10 protein-coding genes are annotated in these 12,618 nt (G+C 61.1%); all 10 read right to left on the reverse strand.

Annotation, left to right across the window (positions count from 1 at the left end):
• Positions 1-37 precede the first annotated feature (37 nt).
• The 10 genes from AB4O16_RS01875 to AB4O16_RS01920 all read right to left on the reverse strand — a co-directional run bounded on the left by AB4O16_RS01875 (position 38) and on the right by AB4O16_RS01920 (position 12,534).
• Entirely contained in the window at positions 38-832 is a 795-nt protein-coding gene (locus AB4O16_RS01875) for a cyclase family protein (RefSeq protein ID WP_110658374.1), read from the reverse strand.
• Positions 810-1,814: an NAD-dependent epimerase/dehydratase family protein gene (locus AB4O16_RS01880; RefSeq protein WP_460156826.1), complete on the reverse strand. Its 1,005-nt coding sequence runs from the start codon at positions 1,812-1,814 to the stop codon at positions 810-812. Before AB4O16_RS01880 ends, AB4O16_RS01875 begins: the two co-directional genes overlap by 23 nt.
• 10 nt (positions 1,815-1,824) lie before the next feature.
• Complete coding sequence (locus tag AB4O16_RS01885; RefSeq protein ID WP_460156827.1) at positions 1,825-2,808, reverse strand: fumarylacetoacetate hydrolase family protein; 984 nt, start codon at positions 2,806-2,808, stop codon at positions 1,825-1,827.
• The gene (locus AB4O16_RS01890) at positions 2,805-3,386 is read right to left on the reverse strand and encodes a cupin domain-containing protein (RefSeq protein WP_460156828.1); all 582 of its coding nucleotides are present in this window, start codon (positions 3,384-3,386) and stop codon (positions 2,805-2,807) included. Before AB4O16_RS01890 ends, AB4O16_RS01885 begins: the two co-directional genes overlap by 4 nt.
• A gap of 13 nt (positions 3,387-3,399) precedes the next feature.
• The gene (locus AB4O16_RS01895; RefSeq protein ID WP_460156829.1) at positions 3,400-4,647 is read right to left on the reverse strand and encodes an MFS transporter; all 1,248 of its coding nucleotides are present in this window, start codon (positions 4,645-4,647) and stop codon (positions 3,400-3,402) included.
• Entirely contained in the window at positions 4,637-7,105 is a 2,469-nt protein-coding gene (locus AB4O16_RS01900; RefSeq protein ID WP_460156830.1) for an efflux RND transporter permease subunit, read from the reverse strand. The genes AB4O16_RS01895 and AB4O16_RS01900 overlap by 11 nt, the downstream gene beginning before the upstream one ends.
• Positions 7,106-7,109: 4 nt before the next feature.
• Positions 7,110-8,204 carry a WD40/YVTN/BNR-like repeat-containing protein gene (locus tag AB4O16_RS01905; RefSeq protein WP_460156831.1) on the reverse strand — a complete coding sequence of 365 codons (1,095 nt, stop codon included), beginning with the start codon at positions 8,202-8,204 and terminating at the stop codon, positions 7,110-7,112.
• Between the two features lie 62 nt (positions 8,205-8,266).
• Positions 8,267-9,655 carry a DUF1329 domain-containing protein gene (locus AB4O16_RS01910; protein ID WP_460156832.1) on the reverse strand — a complete coding sequence of 463 codons (1,389 nt, stop codon included), beginning with the start codon at positions 9,653-9,655 and terminating at the stop codon, positions 8,267-8,269.
• A 12-nt stretch (positions 9,656-9,667) separates the two neighbouring features.
• Entirely contained in the window at positions 9,668-11,365 is a 1,698-nt protein-coding gene (locus AB4O16_RS01915) for a DUF1302 domain-containing protein (protein WP_460156833.1), read from the reverse strand.
• A 44-nt stretch (positions 11,366-11,409) separates the two neighbouring features.
• Entirely contained in the window at positions 11,410-12,534 is a 1,125-nt protein-coding gene (locus AB4O16_RS01920; protein WP_223595447.1) for an FAD-dependent oxidoreductase, read from the reverse strand.
• Positions 12,535-12,618: the final 84 nt, after the last annotated feature.

Here is a 12,618-nt window from a genome sequence, read left to right on the forward strand (position 1 = left end):
TTGATCGAGGACTTTTCCTGCTGTTCCCCCAGGCGCCCTACTCTTCGAATATCGCTACCGCTCGCACAAATCCGGCCGACGCGTGCTTGATCTTGTAGGGGAAGCATGACACCACGAATCCACTGGCCGGCAGGGATTCCAGGTTGGCGAGCTTTTCCATTTGCCCATAACCGATATCGCGCCCGGCCTTGTGCCCTTCCCAGATGATCGAGGCATCGCCATCGGCTGCAAAGCGCTCGCGGGTGTACTTGAACGGCGCGTCCCAGCTCCAGGCATCGGTGCCCACGACCCGCACGCCACGTTCCAGCAGATACATCGTGGCTTCACGACCGATGCCGACGCCGGCATCCAGATAACCCGGTTGCCCGAACAACGCGCCGGCACGGGTGTTGATCAGCACGATGTCCAGCGGCTGCAATTGATGGCCAATTCGCGCCAGCTCGGTTTCGATCTCGTCGGCGGTCACCACATGACCGTCCGCCAGGTGCCGAAAGTCCAGCTTCACACCCGGTTGCAGGCACCAATCGAGCGGTAACTCGTCGATGCCAAACGCCGGCTGGCCGCCGTCGGTGGTCGAGGCGTAATGCCAGGGCGCATCCATGTGCGTTCCGCTGTGGGTGGTGATGTGCAGCCGCTCGGCCGCCCAGGATTCGTTGCCCGGCATCTGCTCGAGTTGCAAACCCGGGAACATCGCCGCCATCTCCGGCCAGCCTTGCTGGTGATCCATGTAATCGATTTTCGGCAGCAATGGCGGCGGATCGGTGTAGGGATTATTGTCCAGGGTGACCGAGAGGTCGACGAGACGACGTTTAGGCTTGGTTGGCAATGACATGAAAGGTCTCTCCGGTGAGCGGCATGCGTCGGGGGGCCGCGGGATTCAGGGAATTGCGCACCAGCGCGGCAGCGTTGCGGTCATGGCTGAAACCGGCAGCGCGCGCCTGCGGTGTTTTCAATGGCGGCATACGTCCGAACAATGCTTCCAGGCGAACGTCAGGCGCAAAGCTGATCAATGCGCGGCGCTCCTGCCCGTAACGCTCAGCCAATGCATCGATGACCTGGGCAATCGACAAATGCAGCACCGGCAACTGCCACACCCGTTGAATTCCAGGCACGTCGCCATCGAGCTCCGCAGCGTGGATCAGGTTGTTCACGCAACAGCGGGCGGACATCCACCACGCGGTCGCCTCTGGCGAGACCGGGCATTGATAGGGTTCACCTTCGGCAAAGGCCCGCATCAGGTCGCTCATGAATGCAGAACGCAACCCGTTGGGTTCGCGAGGCCGGGCGACGATGCCTGGCAGGCGCAACACACGACCGTCCACATCGCCGCGCCGGGCCAGATCGCTGATGGCGCTTTCCACCATCGCTTTGTGGGTGCCATAGGACAATTCGGGACGCAGTTCGGCAGTCTCGTTCATGCGTGGCGGAAGAACCCCGCCGTACACCGCCACGCTGCTGGCGTACACCAGAACAGGCGGCTGGCTTTTGTTGCGCAGCTGGTTGAGCAATTCCAGGCTGGCCAGCAGATTGACCTGGTATCCGAGTTCGTACTGTTCTTCTGCCGCGCCACCTGGAATGCTGACCAGATGGAACACCACGTCGATGCCGTCGGCCAATACCCGACGCATCAAGGCCGGGTCGGTCACACTGCCGAAATGACGGCGAAGACGGGTGTCGTCCGGCAAGTCCTGCAAGTCTCTATCCAGCACCAGTAACGTGCCAATGGCTTGCCCTCGCAAGTTGCCCTGCGCCAGCAGGCAACGCACCAGCTCACGGCCGACAAAACCATTGGCACCGGTAATCAACACACGCATAAGCCGCTCCTCAGCCTTGGGCCTGAACGATGCATTGATCGATTGCGCCGAACAGCGACTGTCCATCGCTGCCGGTGACATCCATGTGCACGCGGTCGCCAAAGCGCATGAAGCCGGTTTGGGCAGCGCCATGCTCAATCATCTCGATGGCACGGCGCTCGGCGATGCACGCCGAGCCCGCGGCTTTTTCGGCATTGGAGACCGTACCGGAGCCGATCAGCGTGCCGGCGCGCAGCCTGCGGGTGAGCGCGGCGTGAGCGATCAACTGACCGAAACTGAAGTTCATCTGCCCGCCGTGCGGATGACCAAACCACTGGCCATTCCAGTGCACCTGCAAAGGCAAATGCACGCGACCGTCGCGCCAGGCATCGCCCAGTTCGTCCGGTGTGATGGCCAGCGGCGCGAAGCTGGAGGACGGTTTGGCCTGCAAGAATCCAAAACCCGTGCGCATTTCCCGAGGGGCCAGGGCGCGCAAACTGACGTCGTTGATCTGCAGGATCAGCTTGATGTGTTGCTGCGCCTGCTCGGCGTCGCAGCCCATGGGCACCTCATCCACCAGCACCACGAACTCGCCTTCGAAGTCGATGCCCTGGCTCTCGCTCGGCAGCGCGATGTCGTCGCGTGCGCCAATGAAATCGTCGCCGGCTCCCTGGTACATCAGCGGCGTGTGTTCGACGCCGTCGATGGGGTCAAGATTGAATGCCTTCTGCATCAGCGCACCGTGGCTGAGAAAGGCCGAGCCATCGCACCATTGATAGGCGCGGGGCAGTGGCGCCATCGCCTCGACAGGGTCGAAGGCAAAGGCACCCGCCGCCTCGCCCGCATTCAACTGATTCGACAGCTGCTGCAAGCGCGGCTCGACGCTACGCCAGTTCTCGATGGCCTCCTGCAAGGTGAGCGCCACGGAACGGGCATCCAGCGCCCAGGCAAGATCGCGCGAGACCACCACGAGTTGACCATCGCGACTGCCGTTTTTCAGGGTGGCGAGTTTCATGCCGATGCTCCCTTGCCGTTGCTCAATTCAACGGCATAGCGCCCGTCGAGCAAGATGAAAACCATGCGCGCCATCGCTTCGGTGCGGTTGCTCCAGGCATGATTGGTACCGCGTTGAACCACCACGTCGCCGCGTTTGAGGTGCACTTCTTCCTCATCCAGCACCAACCAGACTTCACCTTCGGTGACGATGCCGTAGTCGAGGGTCTCGGTGCGGTGCATCAATTTATGCTTGGAGTCACGCTGGCCGGTGCCTGCATGGGATTCACCGATTTCGGCGAACACCGCCGCGGCATCTTCAGCGCTGACCTGGTTCTGCACGCTGTCCGGCGGAATATCCACCACCCGGATGACACTGCCCTGTGCCCCGGGACTGAGTTGCAGGGGTTTGTTGCTGGGGTCGCTGGCGTTGTCGAGCGAAGCCGGGCTGGTCGTGCTGTTCCACAGTTCATGAAACACCGTGCCCGGCACCGCCGAAAGCGCAAACACGTTCGGCGTCGGCCCGTTGCTGGCGACAATGGCCTGGCCCTGCTGATCGTGACCGGTGACCACTCGTTTGAATTCAGGAAGCGCTTGCATGGAAAATCCTCGTTCAATTTTTGTCGGCGAGGGTCGTGCCACCGACCACAACGTTTGCGTCGTGCAACAAACCACCCAGCCTGGGCACGGCCAGACAAAACACCGCCACCAGCAGTTGCAGGCCACCGACGATGGCCAATGCCTGAGGTAGCACCGTGGAGTCACCACGGGTCATGCCGAGAACAACGAGAGGGCTGATGAATTCGCCAGCGAAGATCGCGGCGGTGAAACACCCAGCCGCCCGCCCGCGCTGATGAAAACCGACTTGCGCCATGATCCAGGTGATCAGTGTCGGCAGCATCAAGCCGATGCCCAGGCCATTGATCGTCACTGCAACCACGACCTGCGTATGGGTCGCGGCAGCCGCCATCAATAACCCGCCAATGCCTGCAAGTACGTAGGCACTCATCAGCAGATGCTGCCCTCGCATGCCACTGAACAATCGAAAACTCAGTGCACCGACCAGCACGCCCAGTTGGTTGGCGCCCATGGTCATGCCGATTTGTTGTGGAGCATCGACGTGCAGCAGGTTGAGCAGATACCCGGCCTGCACCGGCACGATGAACAGGCTCAAACCTGCCAACAGCGACAACACGTACAGGGGTGTAAGCCCGCGCCACGGGAATTTTCCGGTAGGCAATGCCTGTGAAGGTTGCTCAGGCTGCGTGCGGGCTTGCGGCTCCCACAGCTGCCAGGCCATCAGCGGCAGAAAAATCAAACCGACGGCGTACAACGCAAACGGCGTACGCCAGTCGTTCTGCCCCAGGAAGCCACCCAACGCGATGAATGCCGCAGCCGACAACGACGTCGCGACCATCTGCAAGGCAAACAGACGCTCGCGTTTGGCACCGCTGTAGTAGTCACCCATCAGTGTGGTGCAGCAGGTCATGATGCCCGCCTCGGCCAAACCAATGCCGGCACGGCTGAGCACGATGGCCTGCAGCGACTCGAGCCAGAGCGGCAGCACGCCGCAGAGCACATACAGCACCATGCTCGCCAGCAGTAACGGCTTGCGCCCAAGTCGATCGGCAATCAGCCCGGCGAACGGTGCCAGCAAGGCAATCACCAACGCTGGCAGCGTCAGTACGATGGGGACCAGCACGGCGCTGCCGTCGACGCTGGCAAAATGCGCCTGCATCCTCGGCAACACCGGGGCCAGCAACACGGCACCCAGCACTGGCAAGCAACTGCCCAACAGCAGCAACAGCGATTGCGCCAGTCCGGCTTGCCGAGCAGGTTTTACGACGGTTTCAGCGACCATGACAGGGCTCCTTGATTTGCAGGTGTTGAACGTGCGCAACCACTGCCTTCTCGGCATCCGTCTCGTTGGGCATCGGCACAACGGCACCCTGCGCCTGGCTGCGTGCGGGTAACAGGAAGTACGCCAACGCCGGCAGCAACACCAATGCGCCAACCATGTTCCAGACAAACATGAACGCCAGCAGCACGCCCATATCGGCCTGGAATTTGATGGGTGAAAATGTCCAGGTCGCCACGCCGATGGCCAAGGTGATACCGGTCAGCATCACCACCTTGCCGGTGGAAACCAGGGCGCGGTAATACGCTTCAGACAGGCTCTCCCCCTGGCGCAGATGCCCCAGGAGAATGCTCATTACGTACAACGCATAGTCGACACCGATGCCGACACCCAAGGCGATGACCGGCAGCGTGGCGACTTTCACACCGATGTTCAGCCAGACCATCAACGCTTCGCAGAGGATGGATGTGAGCATCAGCGGAATCACCGCGCACAGCGTGGCGCGCCAGGAGCGGAAGGTGATCAGGCACAGTAGAATCACCGCAGCGTAGACCCAGACGAGCATCTCGCGGTTGGCTTGCTTGACCACGATATTGGTCGCCGCCTCGATGCCGGCGTTACCGGCTGCCAGGAGGAATTGCACCTCGTCGGTGTTGTTCTCGGCGGCAAACTTTTCCACGTGCTCGACCAGACGGGTCAGCGTTTCCGCCTTGTGGTCGGTGAGGTAGGCGTACAGGGTCAACAGGCTGCAATCTTCGTTGTACAACCCCCGCGGCGCGCTGGCGGTGATCATGTTGAGCATCGCCTGGTTGTTCTGCAGCTCGTACCACTTCGGATTGCCCTCGCTGAGCCCCACCAGCATGCGTCGGTTCAGCAACGCCAGCGAGTTGGTCGAGTCAACGCCCGGCAAGGCGCGCAGTTGCCAGTCGAGGGCATCGACCTTGGCCAGAATGTCGTAGCGCGCACAACTGCTGGCGGGGGTTTTCACCATCACCGCGAACAGGTCGCTGCTGGCACCGTAATGACGGGTCAGAAAAGCATCGTCCTGGTTGTAGCGCGAGTCTGCACGCAGTTCCGGCGCACCGGCGTCGAGGTCACCAATTTTCAGTTGCAGGCTGACCAGAAAGCCGAGCGCTGCCAAGGCGAGGCTGATGGCGATGCACAGGCTGGCCCAGCGCCGATGGGTGAACAGGTCCAGAAAGCGCCAGAACCCATGGCGCTTCTGACCGCTTTGCTCGGCCTGCTCGCTCTTGAGGCTCAGTTGCGCGGCACGCGGTGTCACGCCGACATAAGAGAGCAGGACCGGCAGCAGAATCAGGTTGGTGAAGATCAGCACCGCCACGCCGATGCTGGCGATCACCGCGAGGTCTTGAATGACCTGGATCTTGATCAGCATCAGCACCGCAAAACCTACGGCATCACACAAAAGCGCTGTCAGCCCGGCGAGGAACAGGCGCCGGAAGGTGAATCGCGCAGCCACCACCCGGTGCATGCCACGCCCGATGTCTTGCATGATGCCGTTCATTTTCTGCGCGCCATGGCTCATGCCGATGGCAAACACCAGGAACGGCACCAGCACGGAGTACGGGTCTAACTGGTAATTCAACAATGGCAGCAGTCCGAGCTGCCAGACCACCGCCACCAGCGAGCACAGCACTACCAGCACCGTACTGCGCAGGCAGCGGGTGTACCAGAACAGCACGGCGGTGGTGATCAGGATCGCGACGGCGAAGAACAGCAGGATCTGCTTCAGGCCGGCGATCAGGTCGCCGACTTTTTTCGCGAAACCGGTGATGCGAATATCGATGTCATCGCTTTGATAGGTGCTGCGCAGGGCTTCCAGTTGCGCGGACAAGACCGCGTAGTCCAACGCTTTGCCGTCAGGGGTGGTTGCCAGCAACGGCACGTAGATGATGCTGGAGGCCTGGTCGAACGCTACCAGTTGACCGAGTTCGTTGGAGCGCTGCACATTGCGCCGCAGTGCATCGAGGTTGGCGGCGGTGCCGCTGTAGTCATCCGGGACCACCGGGCCGCCGTCGAGACCGTCTTCGGTGACGGCGACCCAGCGCGTGGCCGGTGTCCATAGCGACTTCATGTACGCCCGGTCGATGCCCGGCAGCAGGTAGAGTTTGTCACTCAGCGCCTGCAAGGTTTTCAGGTACTCGGCATCGTAGATATCGCCGTGTTTGTTGGCTACCACGATCCGCAGCGCGTTGCCTAAACCCGTGAGCTGCTTCTGATGCTCAAGGTAGTTGGCAATGTAGGGCTGTTGCGTGGGGATCATTTTTTCGAAGCTGGCATTGAGCTCGATACGGGTGGCTTGATAACCCAATACCAGGGTCGTCAACACACACACCAACAAGACCCACAGGCGGTGATTGAACAGTGTGCGTTCCACCACTGAACCGGAGCGTGGATCGAAATTCGCCAGGCTTGCCGTGGCGTTGTCGAAAGACTTCATAACCTCACTCCGAAGCGTTGGCGATTGACGGCGACAGGCGCGTCAATCCAGTGAAACCCGCCAGCGTCAGGCTGCCGTCGGCGGCCTGGATAACACTGGAGACGGGCTTGCCGAGCGGTTTGCCGATAGGCTTGAGCATTGCGCCGGGCGGGTTGTCGGTGCGAAACAAGGCGCCACTCTGATTGACCAGCAACAACTGGCCGTCGTCGGTACGGATTGCATCACTGAAAGACACCGGCATCGTCACCGGCGCAGGCTGGAAGCTCTGGCCCAGGTCGCTGGAGACAAACGCATTGCCCTTCAACCCGGCCACGAGCAAGACACCGTCATCGCGCATCTGCACGGTAAAGAAGCTCCCCGTGTAAGGGCTTTCCAATTGCGTGAATGACTGGCCGGCATCGTCCGAACGAGCGAGGTAGCCCTGCTCACCCGCCAGGAACCAGTGTTGTCCCTGTTGGGTGATCGCAGACAAGTGCGCACCCATCGGGTTATCGATGTTGCCCATGATGGATTGCCACGTGACGCCGCCATCGTCGGTGCGAAAGGCAAGGCCATACGCCCCCACGATCAAGCCGTGTCGGGCGTCCACGAATTGCACGGCTAGAAACGGCTTGTCAGCGCCCTCGCCGGCCAGTCGTTCAGCCGTTTGCACCCGCGCGGCGGCCGCCTCCTGGTCGTTGGCCGAAGGCAGTTGCTGACGAGCGGCTACCAGTTCTAGCTGTGCGGCACGCAGCCCATCGAGTTGCACAGCCCAGTGCTCACCGCCGTCATGGGAGACCAATACGACACCCGCATGCCCGACGGCCCAGCCCGTATTCGCGTCGATAAACTGCACGGCCGTAAGGCTGACGGAAACCGGTACCGCCGTTTGACGCCAGCTCACGCCGTTGTCATCGGAAAGCAGCACGATGCCCCGCTCCCCCACCGCCACCAACCGCGCGCCCGCACGGGCCAGGTCCAGCAACACCGCGGATTTCGCCTGCGGCGCCTGCATCGCCGGCGTATCGAGCGTGTCGCCCACCGCAGCGGCATGCGCCAGGCTCAACGGCAACGCCATAAGACACATGAGCCGACCCACCACCTGACAGATTCTGTTCATTACCGACCTCGACAAACCGTTTGAAACCGGATCACGGTCCACTCACCGCGATCCGGTCCGTCTCAACGAACCCCGGCACCCGCCATTGCCGCCGGCGAAAATTCGGAGGCCTTGTAGCGATCCACCATGCCGTACTGTTCTGGCAGGCCTGTGTAGACGTTCTGGATAAACCAGGCGCCGGAGGTCAGGTCGTAAAAGCCCGAGGACAATTGCGCTTGCGCGGGCAGGTCCGGGAGTACCGCCGGCAACGACCACAACGTCTTGGCCAGTTGGCCGTTGGCGTCCCAGCGGTCGCCCAGCATGGCTTGCCAGGTGTCCTCATCGAGGTAGTAGCGGCCCTTCGGCAACTGGTGACGCTTGCCCGGTGCCAGGTCCGCTTCCACGACCCAGACGCGATGCAATTCCCAGCGCACGTAATCCGGGTTCATGTGGTGAGCGAGGAACAGGTCTTCAGGTTTGGCGGCGGCTTGCACCTTGTTGGTGTTGTAGGGGATGTACATCTCCTGCTTGCCCACCAGTTTCCAGTTGAAGCGGTCCATGCGGCCCTGGAACACGCTCAACTCGTCGAACGACATCACCCCGGCAGTCGCCGGTGTCGGCGTATCGCAGCAGGCATTGGGCAGCTTGCGCACACGGCGCTGGCCGGTCAGGTAAACGTGCGCCTGGGACAGGTCGCCGTTGATGTTGGTGCGACCCATGATCTGCTCGCCCGCACGCAATGGTGGACCGACGTTGAGCAGCCGGAACAGCCAGTAGTCACCGGCAAACGACTCCGGCGTCCCTTCCTTGTAGTAATACGGCATCTCCTGAATGGCCTGGCCGTCGGTGGTCATCACTTGTTTGCCATCAGCGGTCATCAGGTAATGACGGAAATGCATCGACACTGAGGTGCCACGCCAATTCAACACGTGGTTCCACATGGCTTCGGCGCCGTTTTGCGGGATCGGGAACGGGATCCCGCCAAAGGCGCCTTCAGGTACCGGACCTGCGCTGCTGTCCACCAGTTTGGCGCGGGTGGCGTTTTTCAGGGTGTTGTCATACACCCATTGCGGCGCGGCGGCGGTGCGACGAGTCGGGTAAACATCGATGCGATAGGTGTCCGGAAAACGCTTGAACATTTCCTTGGTGCCGTCGCTGAGTTTGCCGGCGTATTGCGCCAGGTTTTTCGAGGTGATGCTCAACAGCGGCTTGTCAGCGGCGAACGGGTCGCTGCGCTTGCCGCCTTCTTTGAACGAAGGGTCGACCTTGGTGTAGCCACCGTCCCAGGCGGGAATCGAGCCGTCAGCGTTACCGGCGCGCTCGGCCCCGAACGGTGTCAGGTTTTTCGACAGTTTGGCGGCGTCTTCGGCCGTCGCTGCCAATGTCACCTGACTGCAAATGGCCAGGCTTCCGAGCAGTGCCAAGCCAAGGGCTTTGAGCTTGAAGGCTGCGGTTTTCTTGTTGTGGGTCATGCGCAAGTCCTCTTAAAACGTGGTCTTGACGGAGAAAGCCAGGTAGTCCCGGTCTTTCAGCGATTGCTTGTAATTGAACTGGCTGGCGGCGTTGAGGTTGGTGTCTTCGGCGCCGTAGTAATGCGTGTAGGTCAGGCCGGCGGTGACGCGATCCAGGTAAGTGGCGGTGATGCCGATGTTCATGTCGCCGCCGTTGTCCGGGCCGAAGGAGCTGACAACGGCCGATTTGCCCAGCGGGAAGTAGCTGAGGCCGACCGGGAAACTGATGTCGATGCCGGAGAAGAGTTGGCGATAGGTCGGGGTGTAGACCACCTTGAACCCGAGGCCGTCGTCGGTGGCATTGGGGTCGAGGGCGGCACGGTTTTTGGTGACGCTCAGCAGTCGGTTCCAGGCGATCTCGCCGACCAGTCCCGATTCCCTGGCAAGGAAGTTCGGCCCGAACGAAGCAAGGACGTTGAGGTTGACGTGGGCAGTACGGCCGACCGCGTAGAGGGCGTCGTCATCGTTGTCAGCCACGACCCCGGGCAGAACGGTTTGACCGTTGGAAACCAGCGGCATGTTCCAGCGCATCGAGGCTTCACCGGCGAAGCTGTACTCATCAACCGTGGTAGAAAAACTGGCGCCGAAGGCACGAATGTCTTCCGGGTAGACCCAGTAGTATTCGCCGATCTGGCCCGTGCTGAAGTTCGGTGCACCGGCGGAGGGCTTGAGGTACAGCTTGGGGGTTTTGTCGTGATACTGGATCGCGTACAGGCCGTACTCGACCGTCTCGGCGCTGTACTTCAACTGCAAACCACCCTGCCCCGAACTTCTTGCTTCCTTGTCATTGCCGTGGAAGAACGCCGCCGGACTGCCGGGATTGCCACCGAGAAACGCAGGGAATGGCGCCCCCACGATCAGGCGTTCGTTGCCTTCACCAATGGTGTCGCTGGTGGAGAAATAGCTGCCGGCACCTGGCAGGCGTGTCTCTTCCCATTCCAACTGGTAGTAGGCACCGAGCGACACGTCGTCGGTCAGCTGAAAAGTCCCCGACAGTTGATTGACCGGACGGGTGATTTCCTTGAACTGGGTGTTGGGTACGGACTGCGCCTTCACCACGTCGACCGGGCCCATGCCACCGGCAATCCCGTTGGCCCCGAAGAACAGGCTCTCACCCCAGATCAAGCCGTGGCGGCCAGCGCGCACGGACGTGGCGTGATCGGCCAGTTCGCCGTTCCAGTACACGAATGCATCGAGCAATTCACCGTCACCGCCATGCAGGTGGCGAGTGTCATCGGTAAATTCGTCGTAGGCTACGGAACGGGCGTTGGCACGCGCCGGATCGTCGTTGTCATTGTCGTGTTGATAGGCGCTGTCGTACCAAGCGGCGCCACTGAGGCGCGCACCGACGTTCTTGAACGACATATCCAGTTCGGAGAGGATGTCCGTGCGATTGGAAATCAGGCCTTTTTTGAACGCCCGATCGCCATCGTCCTGGTTGAGTGACACCTGCCCTTCGGTCAGTTTGCTGCTGGGATTTTGGGTGCGCCATGCGGCGCTGTACTTCACTGTGTTATCCCAGCGCAGGTTGAAATCAGGATTACCGGTGTCTACCTGAAAGGCATGGGCAGCCTGGCTGCACAGCACCAGCGCAGCGGCCAAGGTGAAACCAAAGGGTGCAGACGTGCAGACCGGGCGGCGCGCAAGCGTCGCAGTCGTGGAACTAACCATCGCGTTAACCTCTTGTTTTTATAGTGGTAACTGCTGTGGGTGAATCAAATGGGCTCGGCCGTCAGCGCAAGCATCTGCTTGACCAACCCGATCCGATCGAATTCGCGGTCGTGCTGCATTTCCTTGTCGCCAGCCAACACCGAGCTTTCGCTGATGTACTTGCAACGCTCGAACCGGCGCGCCATGAAGCGCTGGAGAACCTGCTCGATGCTGCCGTCGCCAGTCAGTTCTTCACTCAGTACGATGGCGTCTTCGATCGCCATGCCCGCGCCCTGCCCCAGATGTGGCGTGGTCGCATGGGCAGCGTCGCCGATCAACAGGACACGACCGCGGTACCAGGGCTCGTTGACGAAGACCACCTCCATGGGCTTGTAAACCACTTGGCTGCTGTCGGTGATTTGTTCACGCAACTGACCAATGAGGCCGGTGAAACCTTGCAGGCGCTGACGCATCTGCTCGGCCAGCGTCTGTGGGTCCATCCAGGGATTGGACGGTTCGTGGGAGGTGAGGAACAGGTACATCAAGTCACCAGCCAACGGCACCAGGCCGGCGTTGCCGTCAGCGCTCTGGTAGTTGGCGAGGTGATCGATTTGCGGGTCGCGAGGGAAGTTGTAGCGCCACACCGATTGACCCGTAAACCGTGGCTTGTAAGTGTCACCAAACAGCAGGTCGCGCACTTTGGAGAACAAGCCATCGGCGCCCACCACAAGGTCGTAGTCACCGCGGCTGCCATCGGTGAACAACACGTCGACGCTGTCGCCCTGGTCATTCAGTGTTTCCACACTGAGCCCCAGGCGTACTTTGGCGCCCAGCTCCAGGGCGGTTTCACTGAGGACTTTATGCAGTGCCAGACGTGAAATACCGACGTTCGCCGGGTAGGCAGGCCCCGCCAGGCGCTGACCCGGAATGCGCGCCAATTGCTGGCCGGCCGGGCCATAGATGGCGACGTCTTCAAAGGCGTACGCCGCATCCAGATAACCGTCGAGCACGCCCAGTTTGGCCATCTCGCGGACGACGTTGCTTTGCTGGATGATCCCGACACCGTAAACGGTCCATTCTGACTTGAGTTCGATCAGATCGACTTCAATGCCCTTGCGTCGCAGTGCAATGGCCGCACACAAGCCACCAATGCCACCGCCCACGATCAGAACTTTGTTCACTGCACTCATGGCTTACTCACTTTTTATTCTTGTGATTCGATGCAGCGCCGGGCACTGCGTCGTCAGGTTCAGCTTCCCGGCAAAGCAGGGATT

Source organism: Pseudomonas sp. S2_H10, assembly GCF_054668285.1.

What these genes read in the sequence shown, in the direction of transcription:
- AB4O16_RS01905 (WP_460156831.1), bottom strand. Translation starts at nt 8,204, where the DNA reads ATGAACAGAATCTGTCAGGTGGTGGGTCGGCTCATGTGTCTTATGGCG.
- AB4O16_RS01880 (WP_460156826.1), bottom strand. Translation starts at nt 1,814, where the DNA reads ATGCGTGTGTTGATTACCGGTGCCAATGGTTTTGTCGGCCGTGAGCTG.
- AB4O16_RS01890 (WP_460156828.1), bottom strand. Translation starts at nt 3,386, where the DNA reads ATGCAAGCGCTTCCTGAATTCAAACGAGTGGTCACCGGTCACGATCAG.
- AB4O16_RS01920 (WP_223595447.1), bottom strand. Translation starts at nt 12,534, where the DNA reads ATGAGTGCAGTGAACAAAGTTCTGATCGTGGGCGGTGGCATTGGTGGC.
- AB4O16_RS01885 (WP_460156827.1), bottom strand. Translation starts at nt 2,808, where the DNA reads ATGAAACTCGCCACCCTGAAAAACGGCAGTCGCGATGGTCAACTCGTG.
- AB4O16_RS01910 (WP_460156832.1), bottom strand. Translation starts at nt 9,655, where the DNA reads ATGACCCACAACAAGAAAACCGCAGCCTTCAAGCTCAAAGCCCTTGGC.
- AB4O16_RS01875 (WP_110658374.1), bottom strand. Translation starts at nt 832, where the DNA reads ATGTCATTGCCAACCAAGCCTAAACGTCGTCTCGTCGACCTCTCGGTC.
- AB4O16_RS01915 (WP_460156833.1), bottom strand. Translation starts at nt 11,365, where the DNA reads ATGGTTAGTTCCACGACTGCGACGCTTGCGCGCCGCCCGGTCTGCACG.
- AB4O16_RS01900 (WP_460156830.1), bottom strand. Translation starts at nt 7,105, where the DNA reads ATGAAGTCTTTCGACAACGCCACGGCAAGCCTGGCGAATTTCGATCCA.
- AB4O16_RS01895 (WP_460156829.1), bottom strand. Translation starts at nt 4,647, where the DNA reads ATGGTCGCTGAAACCGTCGTAAAACCTGCTCGGCAAGCCGGACTGGCG.